Source organism: Pantoea agglomerans (assembly GCF_021397715.1).
Taxonomy (GTDB): domain Bacteria; phylum Pseudomonadota; class Gammaproteobacteria; order Enterobacterales; family Enterobacteriaceae; genus Pantoea; species Pantoea astica.
This window is the reverse complement of the sequence record NZ_CP090207.1, coordinates 2,402,586-2,422,682: the sequence shown is the minus strand read 5'-3', so window position 1 is coordinate 2,422,682 and position 20,097 is coordinate 2,402,586. Positions and strand designations below refer to the sequence as shown.

The following is a 20,097-nucleotide window of genomic DNA, read 5'->3' as shown; positions in this document are numbered from 1 at the left end:
GCTGGATTAGAATATCCAGCCCGCGTGACGCACAAATTCGCTTTGCAGCGCGGTGGCTTTGTCCCATTCACCGATCATCGCCAGCTGATGGCAGAGACGGGTCAGGGACAGGCGCGCCAGCTGATAGGCCTGAATGCGAAACAGGCGGTCGCGTTCGCTATTGCCCATCTCCTGCACCAGGCGGTGATGCAGTTTGCCCATCGCATGCAGGTAGCTCTGGTCATCTCCGTTCAGCTGGCAGACTTCTGCCATATCCAGACAGGTATCATTAAACTGACGTAATTGCTGAAGGGAACAGTCGGCCCGGTCAAGTCTGGCCTGCGCCAGGTAGAAGTCGACGGTGATATCGCGCACCGAAAATTTGTACTCGTCGATCTTATGCTGCAGCCAGGCAGAGACTGAAAGCGTCATAACGCCACCCTGAACGTGAATGATAATAATTATCATATTCAACTGGGCCGGGAATGCAATTGTTGCGGCAGAAAAATTTAACGATTTATCTGGCCTGTCGGTATAATCGGAAATAACAATCTGTTTACATCGCAGAAAGGCGTAACCTATCAATAACGACTTTTACGAAAAGTGATGATTTTAAAAAGAGTGATTTATTAATAGGTTATATCGGGACTCTTCCTGTGTTCTGTCTCACCGCAAAGTGAGTTGAAGGGTCTATGCTTAATAAACAGGCGAATAAAACAGCACAAGATGATTATCCCTGCAAAACAAGAGGTTGAAGTGATTGGTCAGATCACTACCATAGGGGGATAGCCTGAAAAGGTCCGGACTCAAGAGGTATCAACATGGCATCCGTTAATGCAGACTCTTTCTCACCCGACGACTATGTCTGGAAAGGGCTGACGCTGACTGAAACCGCAGCGCAACAAATTCTCAATCTGGCGGCTCAGGACCCTGATGTCAAGGGTCTGCGCTTAGGCGTGAAACAATCCGGCTGCGCCGGTTTTGGTTACGTCATGGATCTGGTGAAAGAGCCAGTCGATGACGATCTGCAGTTCTCGTTCCACGGCGCAACCCTGTTTGTGCCGCTTCAGGCGATGCCATTTGTTGATGGCACCGAAGTGGATTACGTTCGCGAAGGCCTGAATCAGATTTTTAAATTCAATAACCCTAAAGCTCAGCACGCCTGCGGGTGTGGCGAGAGCTTTGGCGTCGAGTAAGTGAAATATGTCACGACACAGCGAAACATCTGACGATGTACAAATCTGGGAAGGCAAGCTCAATTATAAAGAGGGCTTCTTTACCCAACTGCAGACCGAAGAATTTGCCAACGGCATCAATGAAGATGTGGTGCGCGCAATTTCGGCCAAGCGTAACGAGCCAGAGTGGATGCTGGAGTTTCGTCTTAAAGCTTTCCGTGCCTGGCTTGAAATGGAAGAGCCGCACTGGCTGAAAGCGCATTACGAGAAACTCGATTACCAGGATTACAGCTACTATTCCGCACCGTCGTGCGGTAATTGCGATGACAGCTGCGCCTCTGAGCCGGGAGCAACCCAGGCATCAGGCAGCGCGCCGGCCAGCGATTATCTGACGCAGGAAGTGGAAAATGCCTTTAACCAGCTGGGCGTACCGGTACGTGAAGGGCGCGAAGTGGCGGTTGACGCGATTTTTGACTCGGTATCGGTGGCGACCACCTATCGCGGCAAACTGGCGGAGCAGGGCATTATCTTCTGTTCCTTCGGCGAAGCGATTCAGGATCATCCGGAGCTGGTGAAGCAGTATCTTGGCACGGTGGTACCGGCCAACGATAACTTCTTTGCCGCGCTGAACTCGGCCGTTGCCTCAGACGGGACCTTTGTTTATATCCCGAAAGGCGTGCGCTGCCCGATGGAGCTGTCGACCTATTTCCGCATCAACGCAGCGAAAACCGGTCAGTTCGAACGCACCATCCTGATTGCTGATGAAGACAGTTACGTTAGCTACATCGAAGGATGTTCAGCACCGGTACGTGACAGCTACCAGCTGCATGCGGCGGTGGTGGAAGTGATCATCCATAAAAATGCCGAAGTGAAGTACTCGACGGTGCAGAACTGGTTCCCGGGCGGTGAAGGCGAGGGCGGTATCCTCAACTTCGTGACCAAGCGTGCGCTGTGTGAAGGCGACCACAGCAAGATGTCCTGGACGCAGTCAGAAACCGGTTCAGCCATCACCTGGAAATACCCGAGCTGCATTCTGCGCGGTGATTACTCGGTTGGCGAATTTTACTCGGTCGCGCTGACCAGCGGCCGCCAGCAGGCGGACACCGGCACCAAAATGATTCACATCGGTAAAAACACCAAATCGACCATTATCTCCAAAGGGATTTCGGCCGGTAAAAGTGAAAACACCTATCGCGGCCTGGTGAAAATCATGCCGACCGCCACTAACGCGCGTAACTTTACCCAGTGTGACTCAATGCTGATTGGCCCGGACTGCGGCGCACATACCTTCCCGTATGTGGAAACCCGCAACAATACGGCCCAGCTTGAGCACGAAGCCACTACCTCACGTATCGGCGAAGATCAGATGTTCTACTGTCTGCAGCGCGGTATCAGTGAAGAAGATGCCATCTCGATGATCGTGAACGGCTTCTGTAAAGACGTGTTTTCGGAGCTGCCACTGGAATTTGCCGTGGAAGCCCAGAAATTGTTAGCCATCAGCCTTGAGCACAGTGTGGGCTGATGCCGTCACACGCGTTGCCGGAAGCAATGTGAAGGAATAAGTATGTTAAGCATTAAAGATTTACAGGTAAGTGTTGAAGATAAAGCCATTCTGCGTGGTCTGAACCTCGAAATTAAACCGGGTGAAGTTCACGCCATTATGGGCCCGAACGGCTCAGGCAAAAGTACGCTCTCTGCCACGCTGGCCGGACGCGAAGATTATGAAGTGACCGGTGGTTCTGTCACCTTTAAAGGTAAAGACCTGCTGGAGCTGGCACCGGAAGAGCGTGCCGGTGAAGGTATCTTTATGGCTTTCCAGTATCCGGTTGAAATCCCTGGCGTGAGCAACCAGTTTTTCCTGCAAACTTCGGTTAACGCGGTGCGTAAATACCGTCAGCAGGAGGAGCTGGATCGCTTCGATTTCCAGGACTTTATCGAAGAAAAAATTCATCTGCTGAAGATGCCAGAGGATCTACTGACCCGTTCAGTGAACGTTGGCTTCTCCGGTGGCGAGAAGAAGCGTAACGACATTCTGCAGATGGCGGCGCTGGAGCCGGAACTCTGCATCCTGGATGAAACCGATTCCGGGCTGGATATTGATGCGCTGAAAATTGTGGCGAACGGCGTTAACAGCCTGCGCGATGAGAAGCGTGCCTTTATCATCGTTACCCACTATCAGCGTATTCTGGACTACATCAAGCCAGACTTCGTACACGTTCTTTATCAGGGCAAAATCGTGAAATCTGGCGACTTCTCGCTGGTGAAACAGCTGGAGGAGCAAGGTTATGGCTGGCTTACCGACGAAGAGTGATTCTGCGCTGCAACAGTGGCATCACCTGTTTGAATCGCGCGGTGACGTGCGTTCACTTCAGGCACAGCAGCACTGGCAGCAACTGATGCGGGTTGGCTTGCCGACCCGCAAGCATGAGAACTGGAAATACACCTCGCTGGATACTTTCCTGACGCAACAGTTTGTGCTGCCAGAGGCACCGCAAACCCTGAGCGCTGAGCAGGTTGATGCGCTGGCGCTGCCACTGGATGCCGTGCGTCTGGTCTATGTCGATGGTCAGTTCCAGCCTGCGTTCAGTTCCCGCGACAGCGAGCTGTTTGAGATTCACCACAGCGTGGCGGCCGAGCGTCGTCCACTGCCGGCTGCGGTACAGCCGGAAGTCTTCCTGCACCTGACCGAGAGTCTGGCGGAAGAGGTGACCACTCTTCATCTGGCTCGCGGTAAAGCTGCTGCCCGTCCGCTCTATCTGCTGCACATCACCAGCGGCCAGCAGAGCGGGATGAACACCGTTCATCATCGTCATCATCTGCAGCTGGATGAGAGCGCGGAAGCGGAAGTGGTTGAGCACTACGTCTCGCTGGATGGCAGCGCGCACTTCACCGGCGCACGCTTTACCTTTGAGGTCGGCAACAACGCAAAACTGACCCACACCAAACTGGCGTTTGAAAGCAGCGAGAGCTATCACTTCGCGCACAACGACCTGGTGATCGGCAGTGATGCCCAGGTCAGCAGCACCAGCTTCCTGCTGGGCGCGGGTCTGAGCCGTCACAACACCAGCACCCAGTTAAACGGTGAGAATACCCAGCTGGCGGTGAACAGTCTGGTGCTGCCGGTGCGTCAGGAAGTGGCGGATACCCGTACTTACCTTGAGCACAATAAAGGCTACTGCGTCAGCCGTCAGATGCACAAAACCATCGTGCGTGACAAAGGCCGGGCGGTGTTTAATGGTCATATCAAAGTGGCTAAGCATGCGCTGAAAACAGATGGACAGATGACCAACAACAACCTGTTGCTGGGACGTCTGGCCGAAGTGGACACCAAGCCGCAGCTGGAAATCTATGCGGATGACGTGAAGTGCAGCCACGGCGCCACCATCGGTCGCATCGATGATGAGCAGATGTTCTATCTGCGCTCGCGCGGTATTGAGCAGGACGCTGCCCAGACCATGATCATTCACGCCTTTGCTGCGGAACTGACCGAAGCACTGGAGAATGAGGTCTTGCGTCAGGCAGTGCTGCAGCGTATCGCTGAGCGCTTTCCTGGAGACGACTCATGATGAACTTCGATCTCGAACGCATCAGGGAAGATTTTCCGATCCTGAAGCGTGAGGTCAACGGTCATCCGCTGGCCTATCTTGACAGTGCGGCCAGCGCACAACGCCCGTTGTCGGTGATCAACGCCGAAAGTCATTTCTACCAGCACGGCTACGCGGCCGTGCATCGCGGTATTCATACGCTCAGCCAGCAGGCGACCAGCGATATGGAGAACGTGCGCGACCAGGCGGCGCGTTTTCTGAATGCGGCCACGCAGGAAGAGATCGTGTTCGTCAAAGGCACCACTGAAGGCATCAATCTGGTGGCCAACAGCTGGGGCGGCGCGAATCTCCAGCCGGGCGACAACCTGATCATCACCGAGATGGAGCATCACGCTAACATCGTGCCGTGGCAGATGGTGGCGCAGCGTACCGGTGCTGAAATCCGGGTGCTGCCGCTGAACGACAATGGCGAGCTGGCGCTGGAGCAACTGGCAGGTCTGATCGACAGCCGCACCCGTTTGCTGGCGGTCACGCATGTCTCTAACGTCCTTGGCACAGTCAACCCGGTGAAGGCGATCGTCGCGCAGGCAAAAGCCGCGGGCGTCGTGACGCTGATTGATGGCGCGCAGGCGGTGATGCATGGCAAAGTCGACGTGCAGGATATCGGCTGCGACTTCTACGTTTTCTCCAGCCACAAGCTGTATGGCCCGAACGGCGTCGGTATTCTCTATGGCCGCAAAGCGCTGCTGGATGAGATGCCACCGTGGGAAGGCGGTGGATCGATGATCGACCGCGTGCTGCTGCCGACCGGGACTACCTGGAACAGTGCGCCCTGGCGTTTCGAAGCCGGGACGCCAAACACCGGCGGGATTATCGGCTTTGGTGCCGCGCTGGCCTACGTTCAGGCGCTGGGTCTGGAGACGATTCATCAACGCGAAACGGCGCTGATGAATTACGCGCTCGATAAGCTGGCCTCGGTACCGGATATTCAGATTTACGGCCCGCAGGCGCGTGCTGGGGTGATCGCCTTCAATCTGGGCAAGCATCACGCCTTTGACGTTGGCAGCTTCCTCGATCAGTACGGCATTGCGATCCGTACCGGCCACCACTGCGCAATGCCGCTGATGCACCACTACAACGTGCCAGCGATGTGTCGCGCCTCGTTCACCTTCTACAACAGTGAAGAGGAAGTGGATCGTCTGGCGGCCGGACTGACTCGTATTCATCGTCTGCTGGGCGGCTGAACAGTTTTAACGGAGTAACCGATGGCGAATTTGCCAGAAAAAGAGAAACTGGTGCGTAACTTTAATCGTTGCGCCAACTGGGAAGAGAAGTACCTCTACATCATTGAGCTGGGGTCAAAACTTCCGGAATCATCTGAAACCTTACACCAGCCGGAAAATGCCATTTCAGGCTGCCAGAGCCAGGTGTGGATCAGGATGACACCGCAGGAAGATGGCACCATCGCCTTTGAAGGTGACAGTGACGCCGCGATTGTTAAAGGTCTGATTGCTATCGTATTTAGCCTTTATCAGAATCTGCCGCCCGCTGAAATTGTCGCGCTGGATGTACGCCACTGGTTTGGCGAACTGGCACTGATGCAGCACCTGACGCCGACCCGGTCGCAGGGGCTGGAAGCGATGATTCGGTCTATTCGCCATACCGCTCAGAACCTCAGCTAAGCTACACTCGACAGACGCCAACCGGCGTCTGTTTTTTTATCTGACGAGAAAATTGCATGAAACCTGCTTTACGTTTAGCCGGTGCACTGCTGCTGACCTGCTTTGGGCTCTCTGCACCCGCTTTTGCCACGGAATACCCGCTACCGCCGCCTGACAGTCGCCTGATTGGCGAAAACGTCCTGACTCAGGTTCCTGACGACAAACGTCCACTGGAAGAGATCGCCGCCCGCTACCAGGTTGGTCTGCTCGGCATGCTGGAGGCCAATCCCGGCACCGATCCCTGGCTGCCGAAAGCCGGCACGCAACTGACCGTACCGCTGCAGATGTTGCTGCCCGACACACCCCGTGAAGGCATTGTGGTGAATCTGGCCGAACTGCGTCTCTACTACTATCCCAAAGGCGAAGACAAGGTGATCGTCTATCCAATCGGGATTGGTCAGCTGGGCGCGGCGACGCCGGTGATGGTGACCCAAATCAGTCAGAAAATACCGAATCCCACCTGGACGCCGACTCAGAACATTCGTAAACGCTATGCCAAAGAGGGCGTGACGCTGCCTGCAGTGGTGCCTGCCGGGCCCGACAACCCGATGGGGCTGTTTGCCATGCGTCTGGCGCGCGGCAGCGGCCAGTATCTGATCCACGGCACCAATGCGAAGTTTGGTATTGGTATGCGTGTCAGCTCCGGTTGTATCCGCCTGCGTTCAGAGGATATCGAAGCGCTGTTTAATTCGGTACCGAAAGGGACGCGGGTTCAGATTATCAATCAGCCGGTGAAATATGCGGTGGAGCCTGACGGTAAACGCTACGTTGAGGTGCATCAGCCCCTGTCGCATAGCGATAAGGACGATCCGCAAACTATGCCGTTAGCGCTGACTACCGGACTGAAAAAGTTTATTAAAAGCGAAGAGAGCGATAGCGCACTGATTAAAGCGACCTTAGCGCGCCGCTCAGGGATGCCGGTACTGGTCAGCAATGGTGAGCCGGTCCGGAGCGAGACAACGCCGCCAGCAGGGCGGGAGACGCCTTCATCAGCCTCTGCTGCGCCAGTCGATGAGGCTAAAGCCGAAACGGCCACGCCCTGAAAGGATTAACGCGGGAAACCGCGTAAATGCAAAGCAAAAAAAATGGCGCCTTAAAGGCGCCATTTTTAAACCAGAACTCTTACTTACGGTAAGAGTGAGCCTGGTTGTCCAGACGCTGGTTAGCGCGAGCTGCGTCATCTTTAGCAGCCTGAACGTCTGAACGCACTGCGTTCACGTCGTTGCTCAGCTGGTCAACTTTAGCGTTCAGAGTCTGAACGTCTGAAGACAGCTGGTCGATTTTAGCGTTGCTTGAGCAACCAGCCAGCAGAGTTGAAGCCAGAACTACCGCGCCCAGTACCAGTTTAGTACGATTCATTATTTATACCCTCTAGATTGAGTTAATCTCCATGTAGCGTTACAAGTATTACACAAAGCTTTTTAAGTTGAGAATAAATTTTTGATGAGAAGATGCTTAAATTTGATCGTTCGCTCAAAGAAGCAGCGGATCGCAGTAGATGATAAAAAAATTTAGCGAAAACAGAGAGATTTAATCGGATTAACCTTAATATAAAGTGTATTTGAATAGTTATTTTCGATTGGAATTTTCCGCTATTTGTATTAAGTACAAATAAAAAAAAGCGCCCATGAAAGGCGCCTTAAAATAAAGAGCAAAAAGTGTTTTACAGTACGTGTACTGAGGCGGTGTTGGTAGTTCCGCTTGGTACTAATGCACCAGAGACCAGCACCACCACATCACCTTTCTGACCGTAGCCGCTTTCCAGCGCCGCTTCTTTACCCAGACGATAGAAATCATCGGTAGAGGCAATCTCAGTGACCAGACGAGTCTCAATCCCTTTACTCAGGATCAGCTGACGCGCAGTGGTCGGATTGGTGGTCAGCGCCAGGATGGTGGCGTTCGGGAAGTATTTACGCACGGCCTTGGCAGATTTACCGCCTTCGGTGGCAACCACAATCAGTGGTGCTTCCAGCTTCTCAGCCGTTTCAACGGCACCGCGGCAGACCGCTTCGGTGATACGCAGCTTGCGGGTGTCGTTCTGGCTATCGATACGTGACTTCATCACGCGGTCGGTACGCTCACAGATGGTCGCCATGATGGTGACCGACTCAAGCGGGTATTTACCCTTGGCGCTTTCGCCAGAGAGCATTACCGCATCGGTGCCGTCGAGGATGGCGTTTGCCACGTCGCCCGCTTCAGCACGGGTAGGGCGTGGGTTCTTGATCATCGAGTCAAGCATCTGGGTAGCGGTAATCACCACTTTGCGCGCTTTATTACACTTCTTGATCATCATCTTCTGAGCGAAGATCACTTCTTCAACCGGGATCTCAACGCCCAGGTCGCCACGCGCTACCATGATGCCATCAGAGGCTTCGAGAATTTCGTCGAAGTTGTTCAGGCCTTCCTGGTTTTCGATTTTGGAGATGATCTGGATGTTCTCACCGCCGTGCTGCTTCAGGTGCTCGCGAATTTCCAGCACGTCTGAGCGTTTACGGATGAAAGAGGCCGCCACGAAATCAACGCCTTGCTCGCAACCGAAAATCAGGTCGCGCTTATCTTTTTCGGCCAGCGCTGGCAACTGGATTGAAACGCCAGGCAGGTTAACGCCTTTGTTTTCACCAAGGTCGCCGTTGTTCAGCACTTTACACACCACGGTATTTTCAGTGACTTCGGTCACTTCCATTCCGATCAAGCCATCATCGACCAGCACGGTGTTGCCGATTTTCAGGTCAGCGGTAAAGCCAGGGTAGGTGACCGCAACGCGCTCGCTGTTACCGATCACGCTCTGGTCGGTGGTAAAGGTAAAGGTCTGACCCGCTTTCAACGGCGCATCATTTCCGCCTTCCAGTTTCATGGTGCGGATTTCAGGGCCTTTGGTATCCAGCAGGATAGCCGCCTGACGACCGGTTTTTTCCATCACGGCACGCATATTGGTGATGCGCTGACCGTGCTCGGCATAATCGCCGTGGGAGAAGTTAAGACGCATAACATTCATGCCGGCTTCCAGCAGCTGGGTCAGCATCTCTTCTGATTCGGTTTTCGGGCCGATAGTACAAACGATCTTAGTCTTTTTCATGACAGGTTATCTGTAAGTTGTGATGGATGATAAAGGGCGAAATCCGATGGCAATGCATCGAAGTGAGAATACTGTTTGAAATCGAAACGGGCTGTACAGAGTAAGAATAGGTGACGAAGGCCAGGCGTGCAGGGAAGTTGTGCGGTTACGCCGGGTAACCACCTCATTATTGTTGCGCAAATTATCTGAGTTATCGCAATAGGCACGTGATCGCTGAAACCTTTCAAGTGGACAACGCGGCACAGTATAGACGCTAAGTATGCGAAAACCAATCAAAAAGCAGAAGGGGGAAGCGATGCAGATCAATAAAAGTGGAGTTGCGCAAGCTGAAGGAATTCTGAAAGTGGTGCGCTCTAATGGACTCGAACCATCGACCCCCACCATGTCAAGGTGGTGCTCTAACCAACTGAGCTAAGAGCGCATACTGAATGCATATTGAATATTGGTGCGTCCGAGTGGACTCGAACCACCGACCCCCACCATGTCAAGGTGGTGCTCTAACCAACTGAGCTACGGACGCACTTGGTGCGCTCTAATGGACTCGAACCATCGACCCCCACCATGTCAAGGTGGTGCTCTAACCAACTGAGCTAAGAGCGCATACTGAATGCATATTGAATATTGGTGCGTCCGAGTGGACTCGAACCACCGACCCCCACCATGTCAAGGTGGTGCTCTAACCAACTGAGCTACGGACGCACTTGGTGCGCTCTAATGGACTCGAACCATCGACCCCCACCATGTCAAGGTGGTGCTCTAACCAACTGAGCTAAGAGCGCAACACGCTGTCTGGGCGACAGCGGGGACGAATATTAACGGCAGTCGGTGAGGCTGGCAAGGAGAAAAAGCGTTTTTTCACCGTGACTGAGTAGCAACTGTGCTATGCGTCGTTTTTTTAGGCGTCGCGAGCCTTTTACCGCCCGCTCAACCGGTTAGCGCGCCGCGCGCGTCAGGATCACCTCGGCAGGTGACTGCTGCAGACGCCTGATTCGCCAAAGCATCATTACCGCCGCGGATGTCAGCCCGATAATGAAGCCGCACCAGAATCCCGCTGGCCCCATGCGTGGCACCAGCCAGTCAGTGAGCGCCAGCAGATAACCGGCCGGCAGACCAAGCAGCCAGTAGGCGATAAAGGTGATAAAAAAGATCGAGCGGGTATCTTTGTAGCCACGCAGAATACCGCTGCCAATCACCTGGATCGAATCGGAGAACTGATAGATCGCCGCCAGCAGCATCAGCTGCGCCGCCAGCGTCACCACTTCCGGATTGTCGTTATAGAGCAGGGCGATCTGATGCCGGAAGGTGACGGTAAACAGCGCGGTCATCGCCGCCATGCTGATGCCGACGCCCTGCGCAGTCCAGGCGGCCACCTTCGCCTGTTCAGTCGATCCCTGACCCAGACGATAGCCGACCCGGATAGTGGTGGCGACGCCAAGCGACAGCGGCATAACAAACATCAGTGAGCTGAAGTTCAGTGCAATCTGATGTCCGGCAACGTCAACGATTCCCAGCGGAGAGACCAGCAGCGCCACCACGGCAAACAGCGTCACCTCAAAGAACAGCGCCAGCGCCACCGGCAAGCCCAGCGTCATCAGACGGGTCAGAATAGGCCGTGACGGCGCAGACCAGCGACTGACCAGATGGATATCCCGCATGGCGCCCATCCGGCGGATCCAGAAACGCATACAGATGAACATCACCCAGTAAACCGAGGCTGTTGCCACGCCGCAGCCGACACCGCCCAGCGCTGGCATACCGAAGTGACCGTAGATAAAGATATAGTTAAGCGGGATATTCACCATCAGCCCGAGAAAACCCAGCACCATACCCGGTTTGGTTTTCGACAGGCCTTCGCACTGATTACGCAGCACCTGGAAGAACAGGTAGCCCGGTGCGCCAAACAGCAGCGCATGCAGGTAACCTTCTGCTTTCTGCGCCAGCAGCGGATCGATATCGTGCATCGCCCGGATTAAATAACCGGCGTTCCACAACACCACCATGATCAACAGCGAAACAAAAAATGCCAGCCAGTAGCCCTGACGAATTTGCTCGGCGATACGTTCGCGGCGGCCAGAGCCGTTGAGTTGCGCAACCGTGGGCGTCAATGCAAGCAGAAGACCATGACCAAACAGAATGGCCGGAAGCCAGATAGAGGTGCCGACAGCAACGGCGGCCATATCCGTGGCGCTGACGGCGCCGGCCATAATGGTATCCACAAAGCCCATTGCGGTTTGAGCCACCTGAGCAAGGATGACCGGGATCGCAAGGGCAAGCAATTGACGCGCTTCTGTTAAATACTTCTGCACGTTAACACCTGAATAGTTAATAAAATAATGACGGGGTCAGAAAAGCCCCAGGAATTGCGTCCGCTAGTGTAACTGTCAGGACCGGATTCGCCAATCTTTGTCACTGCATGCGATTTACTCTGCTGTCAGGCAACACCGCTGGCTGAAAGCGAACAGCGGACGTGAGCTGTGATAAACTAGCGCAAACTTCGCAGAGGCAAAGACTATGTTTACCGGTATTGTGCAGGGCACCGCAGAAATAGTGTCCATTGAAGAGAAAGAGCTGTTCCGCACCCACACCATCAGGATGCCGGCAGAATTATTGCCAGGCCTGGCACTGGGCGCCTCCGTGGCGCACAACGGCTGTTGCTTAACCGTAACGGCTATTGAGGGCGATCGGGTCAGTTTTGATTTAATTAAAGAGACCCTGCGTGTCACCAACCTCGGCGATTTACGTCAGGGCGATGTGGTCAATATCGAGCGTGCCGCAAAATTCAGCGATGAAATAGGCGGACACCTGATGTCCGGTCATATTATGACCACGGCTGAGATCTGCAAAATTATCCAGTCGGAACACAACCGCGAAGTGTGGTTTAAAATTCAGGACCCGACCCAGATGAAATATATCCTGCACAAAGGCTTTGTCGGCATCGACGGCATTAGCCTGACGGTAGGGGACGTGACCAAAACCAAATTCTGCGTCTATCTGATTCCGGAAACGCTGGAACGCACTACGTTAGGCGCCAAAACCTTTGGCGACCGGGTTAACATCGAGATTGATCCGCATACCCAGGCGATCGTCGATACCGTTGAGCGGGTCCTCGCACAACGGGATGCCGCCGGGACGGTAGCTATGCTGGCCGGAAAGCCTGCCGCGCAGGAATAAAAAAATAAGGCGCATCAGCGCCTTTTTTTCTGTTTTTAATCTTGCTCAGCCGCCGCATCAACGCGCCACGCGTAATCCGCCTTCCACACCCCGACTGAATACTACCTGCCATAACTGAATATCACGGGCGCGAAACGCACCGGCACAGGCGTTGAGATAGTAGGAGAACATGCGTTTAAAACGTTCGCCGTAGCTCTCCGCCAGTTGCGGCCAGGCCTGGATAAAGCGCTCATGCCACGCCATCAGGGTCGTGTCGTAATCGGCGCCAAAGTTATGCCAGTCTTCCAGAATAAAATGGGGCTCGCTGGCGTCAGCAATATGTCGAACGGAAGGCAGACAACCATTCGGGAAAATATATTTATCGATCCAGGGATCAACATTCATATCGGTTTTAATCGCACCGATAGTATGCAGCAGGAAAATACCGTCTGGCTTTAAATTACGGTCCACGACATCGAAATAGGTGGCGTAATTTTTCGGTCCGACATGTTCAAACATGCCAACCGAGACAATACGGTCAAACTGCTCATTCAGGTCGCGATAATCTTGCAATAAAATAGTGACGTCTAAACCTTCACAACGCTGTTGTGCCAGCTTCTGCTGTTCGGCGGAAATGGTAACGCCGTGTACTTTCACGCCATAATGACGGGCGGCAAATTCGGCCAGTCCTCCCCAGCCGCAGCCAATATCCAGCAGCGACATGCCAGGCTCCAGCCCTAATTTACGGCAGATCATATCCAGCTTCGCTTCCTGCGCAGCGGCCAGCGTCGTGGCCTCTTTCCAGTAGCCGCAGGAGTACTGCATATAGGGATCAAGCATCAGAGAAAACAAATCGTTTCCTAAATCGTAATGCTCTTTACCGACAATCCAGGCGCGTTTTTTCGACTGGAGATTAGTTAAGCGCGCCGCGGCAATACGCAGCGTATCTTTAAAGTGATGAGGGAGTTGCTGATCCAGTTTATGTTTGAGTACGTGGTGGAAAAATATATCCAGCCGATCGCATTCCCACCAGCCATCCATATAACTCTCGCCCAGACCCAGCGATCCTTCCTGCAGGACACGTTTAAAGAAGTCAGGATTTTTCACCTGAATATCCCAGCTCCGTGAGCCATTAATTTCGATATCCGCTTTTTCCAGCAATTCGTGAACGATGCGATACCAATGGTTTTCTTCGAGGCTCACTTCTTCTACATACGATGAACTCATAGCTTCTCCACCACCTGTCCAATCTTAACCTGAAAAAGAATAGTCAATTTCTTCAGGAATTGAGAAAAGTCACGGATGACTCCGTAAACCAGAGATCTGGCGTGATACAGAGGATTGAAACGGTTCAAAAGCATCAGGCACGGTAACAGTAACGCGCGCGCAGACGCCATCCCGGCAACCCGGTTGCCAATCAGTTTGTTACGTTATTATGTTGTTGATTTGTAGCAGAATTATTGACCCGAATGAGTATATTCTCACGCGGGTCAATATTCAATGACTTATTGTTAGGTTGCTAACTAAAAATCATTGCCTCAGTGATTATCCTGGCAGGCGGTCGTGGGGGTGGCAACATCAGATTGTGCGTTTGTCACCCGCTGCAGCGCGAAGCCGAGCAGGGCGAGCAGAATGGTCAGGGCCATTATCAGGGTTGTGGTCAGCAGTGGCTGGGTTAATCCGGCGGAGACGGCCAGGCTGGCGGCAAAGCATAATCCCAGCTGTAGCGTATTCTGCAGCGCAGCGGCTTTACCGGTCGCATCCGGGAAAGGCATCAGTGCGGCGGAGACCACAATCGGATAGATAGCACCGTTAGCCAGCGCCATGCCGCAGAACGGCAGCAGCAGGCTCAGCAGCGTACTGTGGCCGGAGAGTGCGACGGCAAACAGCGCTAGGATGCTCAGACTGTAGACCGCCAGCAGCCACGGCAGCAGCTGCGCCCCTTTATAACGGTTGAGCAGGGCACGGCAGCCGAAGCCACCAATCAGGAAGGCAATCGTCTGCGGCAGATAACTCAGACCAATATCGGCGGGCGACAGGCCCAGATCGGCCAGAATAAAGGGTGAGCCGGTCAGCCAGGCGAAAAAGCTGGCGGAACAGGCGGAATAAATCAGCACGTTACCACTGTAAACCCGGGATTTAAGCAGGGTAAAAAAGCCCGGATTTGCGCCCTGGTTGCCCGTTGCTTTGCGGCCCGACGGCAGGCGCAGCGTCGTGAGGATCAAGGCCAGCGCAATCAGCGTCAGCACCAGGAAGATCGAACGCCAGTGGAAATGACCAATCAGCCACGCGCCTAATAGCGGTGCCAGGGCTGGCGAAAGCGCCACCAGCGGCATGATGGTGGCAAACAACTTATTAGCACGTGCGGCCGGATAGCGATCGACCACCAGCGCCTGCCAGCTGACAGCGGCCGCACAGACGCCAATCGCCTGAACAAAGCGCAGCGCCAGCATCAGATAAATATCCTCTACCCACAGCATACCGGCGCAGCCGACGGCGAACAGCGCCAGTCCGGCCAGCAGCACCGGCTTACGCCCGATGCGATCGGAGAGCGGACCCCAGAACAGCTGACCGCAGGCAAAACCGGCCAGGAACAGGCTCATGCTGGCACTGATCAGGCCAGGCGAGGTATTGAAAGTTTGCTGCATCGCGCCAAACGCGGGCAGGTACATATCGGTGGCTAAAAAGCCCAGCATGCTCAGCAGAGCGAGATAAGGCATAAATCCTTTTGACGGTGACATCTGATTCTCATTTTGCAGGTTGAACGCGGCAGAGTGTAAAAGGTGCGTTTGCCGCTGTGAAACGCTAATATTTGCCGATTGCTGTTAAAAAATTTGAAGGCAGAATATGTGGTCAGAATATGCGTTAGAAGTGGTGGATGCCGTGGCGCGCGGTGGCAGCTTCAGCGCGGCGGCGCAGGAGCTGCATCGGGTGCCGTCGGCTATCAGCTACACGGTGCGCCAGCTGGAGACCTGGCTGGCGGTTCCGCTGTTTGAACGTCAGCATCGTGAGGTGGTATTAACCCCTGCGGGAGAGCATTTTGTCCGGGAAGGGCGCAGCGTCATCAAAAAAATGCTCGCCACCCGCCGCCAGTGTCAGCAGCTGGCCAACGGCTGGCGCGGGCAGTTAAGTATTGCGGTGGACTGTATCGTCAAGCCGCAGCGTACCCGACAATTAGTGAAGGATTTTTACCGGCACTTTCCTGACATGGAGTTGCACATCAGTTATGAAGTGTTCAACGGCGTCTGGGATGCGCTGGCGGATGGCCGGGTGGAGGTTGCTATCGGCGCGACTCAGGCGATCCCGGTCGGCGGCCGCTTTGCCTTTCGCGATATGGGGACGCTCAACTGGCGCTGCGTAGTCGCGAACCACCATCCGCTGACGGAAGTGAGCCAGATAGATGACGATACCCTGCGCAGCTGGCCGTCGCTGGTTCTGGAAGATACTTCGCGCGCGCTGCCACGCCGGATGACGTGGACGCTCGACAACCAGCGTCGGCTGGTGGTGCCGGAATGGCAGACCGGGCTGGATTGCGTACTGGCGGGATTGTGCGTGGCGATGGTGCCTGGTCATCTGGCCCGGCCGTTGCTGGACAGTGGCGCGTTGGTGGAGCTGATCCTGCCGGTGGCTTTTCCGGAGAGTCCCTGTTGTGTCAGCTGGGCGGAAGATCGCGCATCACCGGCGACCGGCTGGTTACTCAGCTATTTGGGTGATGCGCAAACGCTTAATCAGGAGTGGTTAAGCGAAGATTAACGGCGGTAGTCGCGGAACGGACCATCAGCTACGGAACGACGTTCAATCAGGGTTGGATGCACTTCGATGGTCTGAGAAATCTCACGTTTGCTGGTGATGCGATCCAGCAACATCTCCAGCGCTTTCTCACCCAGCTGCGCTTTCGGCTGATGAACGGTGGTCAGCGCCGGCGCGAAGTAGCGCGCGTTGCGCACATTGTCATAGCCGATCACCGAAATGTCCTGCGGCACGCGCAATCCCATCTCATCGGCGGCGCAAATCGCCCCCATCGCCATGATATCGCCACCACAGAACACCGCGGTCGGGCGCTGTTTCTGCGACAGGATCTGCTGCATTGCCTGATAGCCCGATTCAGGTTCAAAGTCACCCTGAACAATCCACTCGGCACGCGGCTGAATACCCGCTTCTTCCAGTGCCTTCAGGAAGCCGGCGTGACGTCCGCCACCGGTGTTGCGCTCCATCTGGCCGGGGATGGCGCCAATCTCGCGATGGCCACGCTCAATCAGATAACGCCCGGCGAGATAACCGCCCTGAAACGCATTGTCCAGCACCGTGTCGGTAAAGTCGGCGCGGGATTCGCCCCAGTCCATTACCACCATCGGGATGTTACGGTTCTCTTCCAGCATTTTCAGCAGATCGTCCGGATACTCAGAGCACATCACCAGCAGCCCATCGACGCGCTTTTGCGCCATCATGCTGAGATAGGCGCGCTGCTTCTGCAGATCATTGTGCGCATTACCCAGAATCAGGGTATAGCCTTTGTCGAAACAGTGGTTTTCCACTGCTTCAATAATTTCAGCAAAGTAGGGCGCTTCGCTGGAAGTCGCCAGCAGGCCCAGCGTTTTGGTGTGATTCACCTTCAGGCTGCGCGCCACGGCGCTCGGCGAATAGTGCAGTTCCTGAATCGCCTGCCAGACGGCGTTGCGCGTCTCTTCAGCGACAAAACGCGTTTTATTGATGACGTGCGAAACGGTGGTCGTTGAGACGCCGGCGCGTTTTGCCACATCTTTAATTGTTGCCATTAAAATCGGACTCCAGGGCTTATCTAACGCAATGATAAGCATAATGTTAAACGTTTGCGTCTGCTCAGGGTTTTCTGCGCAATTATGCAGGTTTTCTGACCGGTAAACAGGGCGACTGGCGGGTAATGAGCGCCTGAAAAGAGAGCAAACGGAACCGGGGCTGCGCGCGTTGCGCAACAAAGGCAGGATTCTAACAAGGCTGGGCGGATAAAACGAGATTTTTACCCGGTCCTGTGGGAAAATGGCTTAACCCCACAAAAATTGTGACTAAGGAGAGTTAAATGAGTACCGATTTGAAACTGGCGCTGATGACTACCGTCGGCTGCCTGCTGATGATTGTCGCTTTTAGCTTCACCGCGATTCTGCACTGATCGAAAAAGCCGGGCATGGCCCGGCTTTTTGCTGTCTGGCGATCGCTCAACGGCTGCGTTAGCGAATGGTCTTTGGCGTCATGACCCGACGCGCACCAATATAGTGGCGCTGCCAGTAGTCTTCACCCAGCGCACTGATCTGAATATCTTTGCCGGTACGCGGTGACTGAATGAATTTGCCGTTGCCGAGATAAACCCCAACGTGATCGGCGGTGCCGCGGCCATTGATGCGGAAAAAGACTAAATCGCCTTTCTCCAGTGACTCACGTTTAACCGGCGCGGCGTCGCGCAGATGGAACATCTCATTGGCGGTGCGCGGGATCTTGAACTTGACCAAATCTTTATAGGCGTACCAGACCAGGCCGCTGCAATCAAAACCGGTATGCGGTGAGGTGCCACCCCATTGATAAGGTTTGCCCAACTGGCCCATCAACTTGGTCATCGCCGTTTCGCGCGCTTTCTGGTAACGCTGACGATGTGACTTGCTCATTTTAATGGTGCCGGTGTCACTGCTGCTGGCGTCAACGGTTTTAAGCGAACGCTGGTGGCCGTAGCGTTTTTTACTGGCCGTTTTCAGGGAGGTTTTACTTTTCTTAGCGGGAAGATGGCTGGCGGTGAGTTCGCTTTTTTTCTGTTTTTTGACTTTGAGCTTCTGAACCGGACTGACGCGTGTTTTCTTTGCCGCCGTTTTCAGCGGGCGACGCTTGCGGCGCTCATCTTCGCGCGCACTCTTTTTCTCTGCTTTATGCGAACTGACATTCACCGGCGCCTGCGGTGAGGCAGAAGCGATGTTAAAGAACAGTTGCGCAAAGGCAAGAATGAAAAGCGTAATGATTAAACGCATAGTCCGGTTTTAGTTAAGTTGTCAGGGCCACTACGCACCGCGACAAAGTTGGGAATAATCTGATCCAGGATCAGCGCCGATGCCATTCTAGTCCAGTTCGTTTGAAAACAGTAACGCCTTTTTTTATTAATCTTTCGGCCTCACGCAATTGCGTTGAAAATGAACATTTTCAGCGTCTTATATCGGCAAAACTATTGCAAACTATTAATATGTTACTGGCCGTTAATAACCGGGTGGCATCAGGGCTGATGAGCGGACTTAACAAACATGGCGATTTAATCCGGCAGCGGTAAAATCTCGTTTTCAGTCCTGGTGCGAAGTCGCTACAATAAACAAACACGAAGTGACGAATTAAGGAAGGCAATTATGAGTACTGTAGAAAAAATTCAGCGCCAGATCGCAGAAAACCCGATCCTGCTGTTCATGAAAGGTTCACCGAAACTGCCAAGCTGCGGTTTCTCTGCGCAGGCGGTTCAGGCGCTGTCAGCCTGCGGTGAGCGTTTTGCTTACGTGGATATTCTGCAGAACCCGGACATTCGTGCAGAGCTGCCGAAATATGCCAACTGGCCAACCTTTCCACAGCTGTGGATTGATGGCGAGCTGGTCGGCGGATGTGACATCATCGTCGAGATGTTCCAGCGCGGTGAACTGCAGTCGCTGATCAAAGAGACCGCAGAGAAGTTTAAAGAAGCGGAATAAAACAGAAAGGCCGACGCGATGTCGGCCTTTTTCATTGTCTTTCATTGCCGGTTCTTCAGTCAGCGGTCGCTGATGGCTCGCCTTCAGCAAACGGCAGCGGCCATCCACCCAGTCGCTTCCAGCGATTCACCAGTTCACAGAACAAAATAGCGGTCTGCTGGGTATCGTACAGCGCCGAGTGCGCCTGGGTACTGTCAAAATCCATTCCTGCCGCTTTACAGGCTTTCGCCAGCACCGTCTGACCCAGCACCAGTCCGCTCAGCGCCGCGGTATCAAAGGTGGCGAACGGGTGAAACGGATTGCGTTTCAGGCTGGCGCGTTCGGCGGCGGCATTCATAAAGTTGAGATCGAAAGTGGCGTTGTGCGCCACCATAATGGCGCGATTACAGCCGGTATCCTTAATGCCTTTACGCACCATCTTAAAGATGGCGTGCAGCGCTTCATATTCACTCACTGCGCCGCGCAGCGGGTTACTGGGATCGATGCCGGTAAATGCCAGCGCTTCAGGATGCAGCAGCGAGCCGACAAAAGGTTCAACGTGAAAATGCAGCGTCTGGTCGAGATGGATCCAACCCTCTTCATCCATTTTCAGCGTGGTGGCCGCGATCTCCAGCAGCGCGTCAGTCTGCGCGTTGAAACCGGCGGTTTCCACGTCGATGACCACCGGATAGAAGCCACGGAAACGTTGATTGAGTGCATGGGGGGAATTCGATTCAGACATCAGGATCTCATTGCAGAAAAAGGGCAGCGCGCATTATGGCA

Annotated in this window: 20 protein-coding genes and 5 tRNA genes; 11 read left to right on the top strand and 14 right to left on the bottom strand. The window is 54.2% G+C overall.

Annotation, left to right across the window (positions count from 1 at the left end; all coding sequences use genetic code 11):
- Positions 1–6 precede the first annotated feature (6 nt).
- Positions 7–411 carry a hypothetical protein gene (locus LZU96_RS11555; protein WP_233984475.1) on the bottom strand — a complete coding sequence of 135 codons (405 nt, stop codon included), beginning with the start codon at positions 409–411 and terminating at the stop codon, positions 7–9.
- A 389-nt stretch (positions 412–800) separates the two neighbouring features.
- Between LZU96_RS11555 and sufA the strand changes: the two genes are divergently transcribed.
- From sufA to LZU96_RS11520, 7 genes are read left to right on the top strand one after another with little or no spacing between them, the layout of a single operon-like run.
- Positions 801–1,175, top strand: coding sequence for a Fe-S cluster assembly scaffold SufA (gene sufA / locus LZU96_RS11550; RefSeq protein WP_233984474.1), 375 nt, complete (start codon positions 801–803; stop codon positions 1,173–1,175).
- Between the two features lie 7 nt (positions 1,176–1,182).
- Positions 1,183–2,676, top strand: coding sequence for a Fe-S cluster assembly protein SufB (gene sufB, locus LZU96_RS11545; RefSeq protein WP_233984473.1), 1,494 nt, complete (start codon positions 1,183–1,185; stop codon positions 2,674–2,676).
- A gap of 42 nt (positions 2,677–2,718) precedes the next feature.
- Positions 2,719–3,465, top strand: a complete 747-nt coding sequence (gene sufC / locus LZU96_RS11540; protein ID WP_094120315.1) for a Fe-S cluster assembly ATPase SufC — start codon at positions 2,719–2,721, stop codon at positions 3,463–3,465.
- Positions 3,440–4,720 carry a Fe-S cluster assembly protein SufD gene (gene sufD, locus LZU96_RS11535; RefSeq protein ID WP_233984472.1) on the top strand — a complete coding sequence of 427 codons (1,281 nt, stop codon included), beginning with the start codon at positions 3,440–3,442 and terminating at the stop codon, positions 4,718–4,720. Before sufC ends, sufD begins: the two co-directional genes overlap by 26 nt.
- Complete coding sequence (gene sufS / locus LZU96_RS11530; protein WP_233988186.1) at positions 4,720–5,943, top strand: cysteine desulfurase SufS; 1,224 nt, start codon at positions 4,720–4,722, stop codon at positions 5,941–5,943. Before sufD ends, sufS begins: the two co-directional genes overlap by 1 nt.
- Positions 5,944–5,964: 21 nt before the next feature.
- Positions 5,965–6,381, top strand: a complete 417-nt coding sequence (sufE, locus tag LZU96_RS11525; RefSeq protein ID WP_233984471.1) for a cysteine desulfuration protein SufE — start codon at positions 5,965–5,967, stop codon at positions 6,379–6,381.
- Positions 6,382–6,437: 56 nt separating this feature from the next.
- Positions 6,438–7,463, top strand: coding sequence for a L,D-transpeptidase family protein (locus tag LZU96_RS11520; RefSeq protein ID WP_233984470.1), 1,026 nt, complete (start codon positions 6,438–6,440; stop codon positions 7,461–7,463).
- Positions 7,464–7,542: 79 nt separating this feature from the next.
- On the opposite strand, the gene LZU96_RS11515 is transcribed toward LZU96_RS11520, so the two are convergent.
- From LZU96_RS11515 to LZU96_RS11480, 8 genes are all read right to left on the bottom strand, one after another.
- Complete coding sequence (locus tag LZU96_RS11515) at positions 7,543–7,779, bottom strand: major outer membrane lipoprotein (protein ID WP_009090492.1); 237 nt, start codon at positions 7,777–7,779, stop codon at positions 7,543–7,545.
- A gap of 304 nt (positions 7,780–8,083) precedes the next feature.
- Positions 8,084–9,496, bottom strand: a complete 1,413-nt coding sequence (gene pykF, locus LZU96_RS11510; protein WP_233984469.1) for a pyruvate kinase PykF — start codon at positions 9,494–9,496, stop codon at positions 8,084–8,086.
- Between the two features lie 344 nt (positions 9,497–9,840).
- Positions 9,841–9,917: transfer RNA gene (locus LZU96_RS11505), tRNA-Val, on the bottom strand.
- A 22-nt stretch (positions 9,918–9,939) separates the two neighbouring features.
- Positions 9,940–10,016, bottom strand: a tRNA-Val gene (locus tag LZU96_RS11500).
- 3 nt (positions 10,017–10,019) lie between these two features.
- Positions 10,020–10,096, bottom strand: a tRNA-Val gene (locus LZU96_RS11495).
- A gap of 22 nt (positions 10,097–10,118) precedes the next feature.
- A tRNA-Val gene (locus LZU96_RS11490) sits at positions 10,119–10,195 on the bottom strand.
- Between the two features lie 3 nt (positions 10,196–10,198).
- A tRNA-Val gene (locus LZU96_RS11485) sits at positions 10,199–10,275 on the bottom strand.
- A 153-nt stretch (positions 10,276–10,428) separates the two neighbouring features.
- Complete coding sequence (locus LZU96_RS11480) at positions 10,429–11,802, bottom strand: MATE family efflux transporter (RefSeq protein ID WP_233984468.1); 1,374 nt, start codon at positions 11,800–11,802, stop codon at positions 10,429–10,431.
- Between the two features lie 205 nt (positions 11,803–12,007).
- Between LZU96_RS11480 and LZU96_RS11475 the strand changes: the two genes are divergently transcribed.
- Positions 12,008–12,667 (top strand): riboflavin synthase subunit alpha, encoded by a 660-nt coding sequence (locus tag LZU96_RS11475; protein ID WP_233984467.1) that lies wholly within the window; start codon positions 12,008–12,010, stop codon positions 12,665–12,667.
- A 57-nt stretch (positions 12,668–12,724) separates the two neighbouring features.
- On the opposite strand, the gene cfa is transcribed toward LZU96_RS11475, so the two are convergent.
- Positions 12,725–13,873 carry a cyclopropane fatty acyl phospholipid synthase gene (cfa, locus tag LZU96_RS11470; protein ID WP_233984466.1) on the bottom strand — a complete coding sequence of 383 codons (1,149 nt, stop codon included), beginning with the start codon at positions 13,871–13,873 and terminating at the stop codon, positions 12,725–12,727.
- A 311-nt stretch (positions 13,874–14,184) separates the two neighbouring features.
- Positions 14,185–15,387, bottom strand: coding sequence for a purine nucleoside transporter PunC (gene punC, locus LZU96_RS11465; protein WP_233984465.1), 1,203 nt, complete (start codon positions 15,385–15,387; stop codon positions 14,185–14,187).
- 106 nt (positions 15,388–15,493) lie between these two features.
- Between punC and punR the strand changes: the two genes are divergently transcribed.
- The gene (gene punR / locus LZU96_RS11460) at positions 15,494–16,399 is read left to right on the top strand and encodes a DNA-binding transcriptional activator PunR (protein WP_233984464.1); all 906 of its coding nucleotides are present in this window, start codon (positions 15,494–15,496) and stop codon (positions 16,397–16,399) included.
- Here the strand turns inward: punR and purR are convergent.
- The gene (gene purR, locus LZU96_RS11455; protein WP_233984463.1) at positions 16,396–17,421 is read right to left on the bottom strand and encodes an HTH-type transcriptional repressor PurR; all 1,026 of its coding nucleotides are present in this window, start codon (positions 17,419–17,421) and stop codon (positions 16,396–16,398) included. The genes punR and purR overlap by 4 nt on opposite strands.
- Before the next feature lie 281 nt (positions 17,422–17,702).
- On the opposite strand from purR, the gene LZU96_RS11450 reads away from it, so the two are divergent.
- Positions 17,703–17,792: a YnhF family membrane protein gene (locus LZU96_RS11450; protein WP_095707274.1), complete on the top strand. Its 90-nt coding sequence runs from the start codon at positions 17,703–17,705 to the stop codon at positions 17,790–17,792.
- A gap of 58 nt (positions 17,793–17,850) precedes the next feature.
- On the opposite strand, the gene LZU96_RS11445 is transcribed toward LZU96_RS11450, so the two are convergent.
- On the bottom strand, positions 17,851–18,636 hold the full coding sequence (locus tag LZU96_RS11445; RefSeq protein WP_233984462.1) for a C40 family peptidase: 786 nt from the start codon (positions 18,634–18,636) through the stop codon (positions 17,851–17,853).
- 363 nt (positions 18,637–18,999) lie between these two features.
- Between LZU96_RS11445 and LZU96_RS11440 the strand changes: the two genes are divergently transcribed.
- On the top strand, positions 19,000–19,335 hold the full coding sequence (locus LZU96_RS11440; RefSeq protein ID WP_208612774.1) for a Grx4 family monothiol glutaredoxin: 336 nt from the start codon (positions 19,000–19,002) through the stop codon (positions 19,333–19,335).
- A gap of 55 nt (positions 19,336–19,390) precedes the next feature.
- On the opposite strand, the gene rnt is transcribed toward LZU96_RS11440, so the two are convergent.
- Positions 19,391–20,056, bottom strand: coding sequence for a ribonuclease T (gene rnt / locus LZU96_RS11435; RefSeq protein WP_233984461.1), 666 nt, complete (start codon positions 20,054–20,056; stop codon positions 19,391–19,393).
- Between the last annotated feature and the right edge of the window lie 41 nt (positions 20,057–20,097).

What these genes read in the sequence shown, in the direction of transcription:
- LZU96_RS11445 (WP_233984462.1), bottom strand. Translation starts at nt 18,636, where the DNA reads ATGCGTTTAATCATTACGCTTTTCATTCTTGCCTTTGCGCAACTGTTC.
- LZU96_RS11520 (WP_233984470.1), top strand. Translation starts at nt 6,438, where the DNA reads ATGAAACCTGCTTTACGTTTAGCCGGTGCACTGCTGCTGACCTGCTTT.
- sufA (WP_233984474.1), top strand. Translation starts at nt 801, where the DNA reads ATGGCATCCGTTAATGCAGACTCTTTCTCACCCGACGACTATGTCTGG.
- purR (WP_233984463.1), bottom strand. Translation starts at nt 17,421, where the DNA reads ATGGCAACAATTAAAGATGTGGCAAAACGCGCCGGCGTCTCAACGACC.
- sufD (WP_233984472.1), top strand. Translation starts at nt 3,440, where the DNA reads ATGGCTGGCTTACCGACGAAGAGTGATTCTGCGCTGCAACAGTGGCAT.
- cfa (WP_233984466.1), bottom strand. Translation starts at nt 13,873, where the DNA reads ATGAGTTCATCGTATGTAGAAGAAGTGAGCCTCGAAGAAAACCATTGG.
- LZU96_RS11450 (WP_095707274.1), top strand. Translation starts at nt 17,703, where the DNA reads ATGAGTACCGATTTGAAACTGGCGCTGATGACTACCGTCGGCTGCCTG.
- LZU96_RS11555 (WP_233984475.1), bottom strand. Translation starts at nt 411, where the DNA reads ATGACGCTTTCAGTCTCTGCCTGGCTGCAGCATAAGATCGACGAGTAC.
- punR (WP_233984464.1), top strand. Translation starts at nt 15,494, where the DNA reads ATGTGGTCAGAATATGCGTTAGAAGTGGTGGATGCCGTGGCGCGCGGT.
- sufC (WP_094120315.1), top strand. Translation starts at nt 2,719, where the DNA reads ATGTTAAGCATTAAAGATTTACAGGTAAGTGTTGAAGATAAAGCCATT.
- sufS (WP_233988186.1), top strand. Translation starts at nt 4,720, where the DNA reads ATGAACTTCGATCTCGAACGCATCAGGGAAGATTTTCCGATCCTGAAG.
- sufB (WP_233984473.1), top strand. Translation starts at nt 1,183, where the DNA reads ATGTCACGACACAGCGAAACATCTGACGATGTACAAATCTGGGAAGGC.
- pykF (WP_233984469.1), bottom strand. Translation starts at nt 9,496, where the DNA reads ATGAAAAAGACTAAGATCGTTTGTACTATCGGCCCGAAAACCGAATCA.
- LZU96_RS11475 (WP_233984467.1), top strand. Translation starts at nt 12,008, where the DNA reads ATGTTTACCGGTATTGTGCAGGGCACCGCAGAAATAGTGTCCATTGAA.
- sufE (WP_233984471.1), top strand. Translation starts at nt 5,965, where the DNA reads ATGGCGAATTTGCCAGAAAAAGAGAAACTGGTGCGTAACTTTAATCGT.
- punC (WP_233984465.1), bottom strand. Translation starts at nt 15,387, where the DNA reads ATGTCACCGTCAAAAGGATTTATGCCTTATCTCGCTCTGCTGAGCATG.
- rnt (WP_233984461.1), bottom strand. Translation starts at nt 20,056, where the DNA reads ATGTCTGAATCGAATTCCCCCCATGCACTCAATCAACGTTTCCGTGGC.
- LZU96_RS11515 (WP_009090492.1), bottom strand. Translation starts at nt 7,779, where the DNA reads ATGAATCGTACTAAACTGGTACTGGGCGCGGTAGTTCTGGCTTCAACT.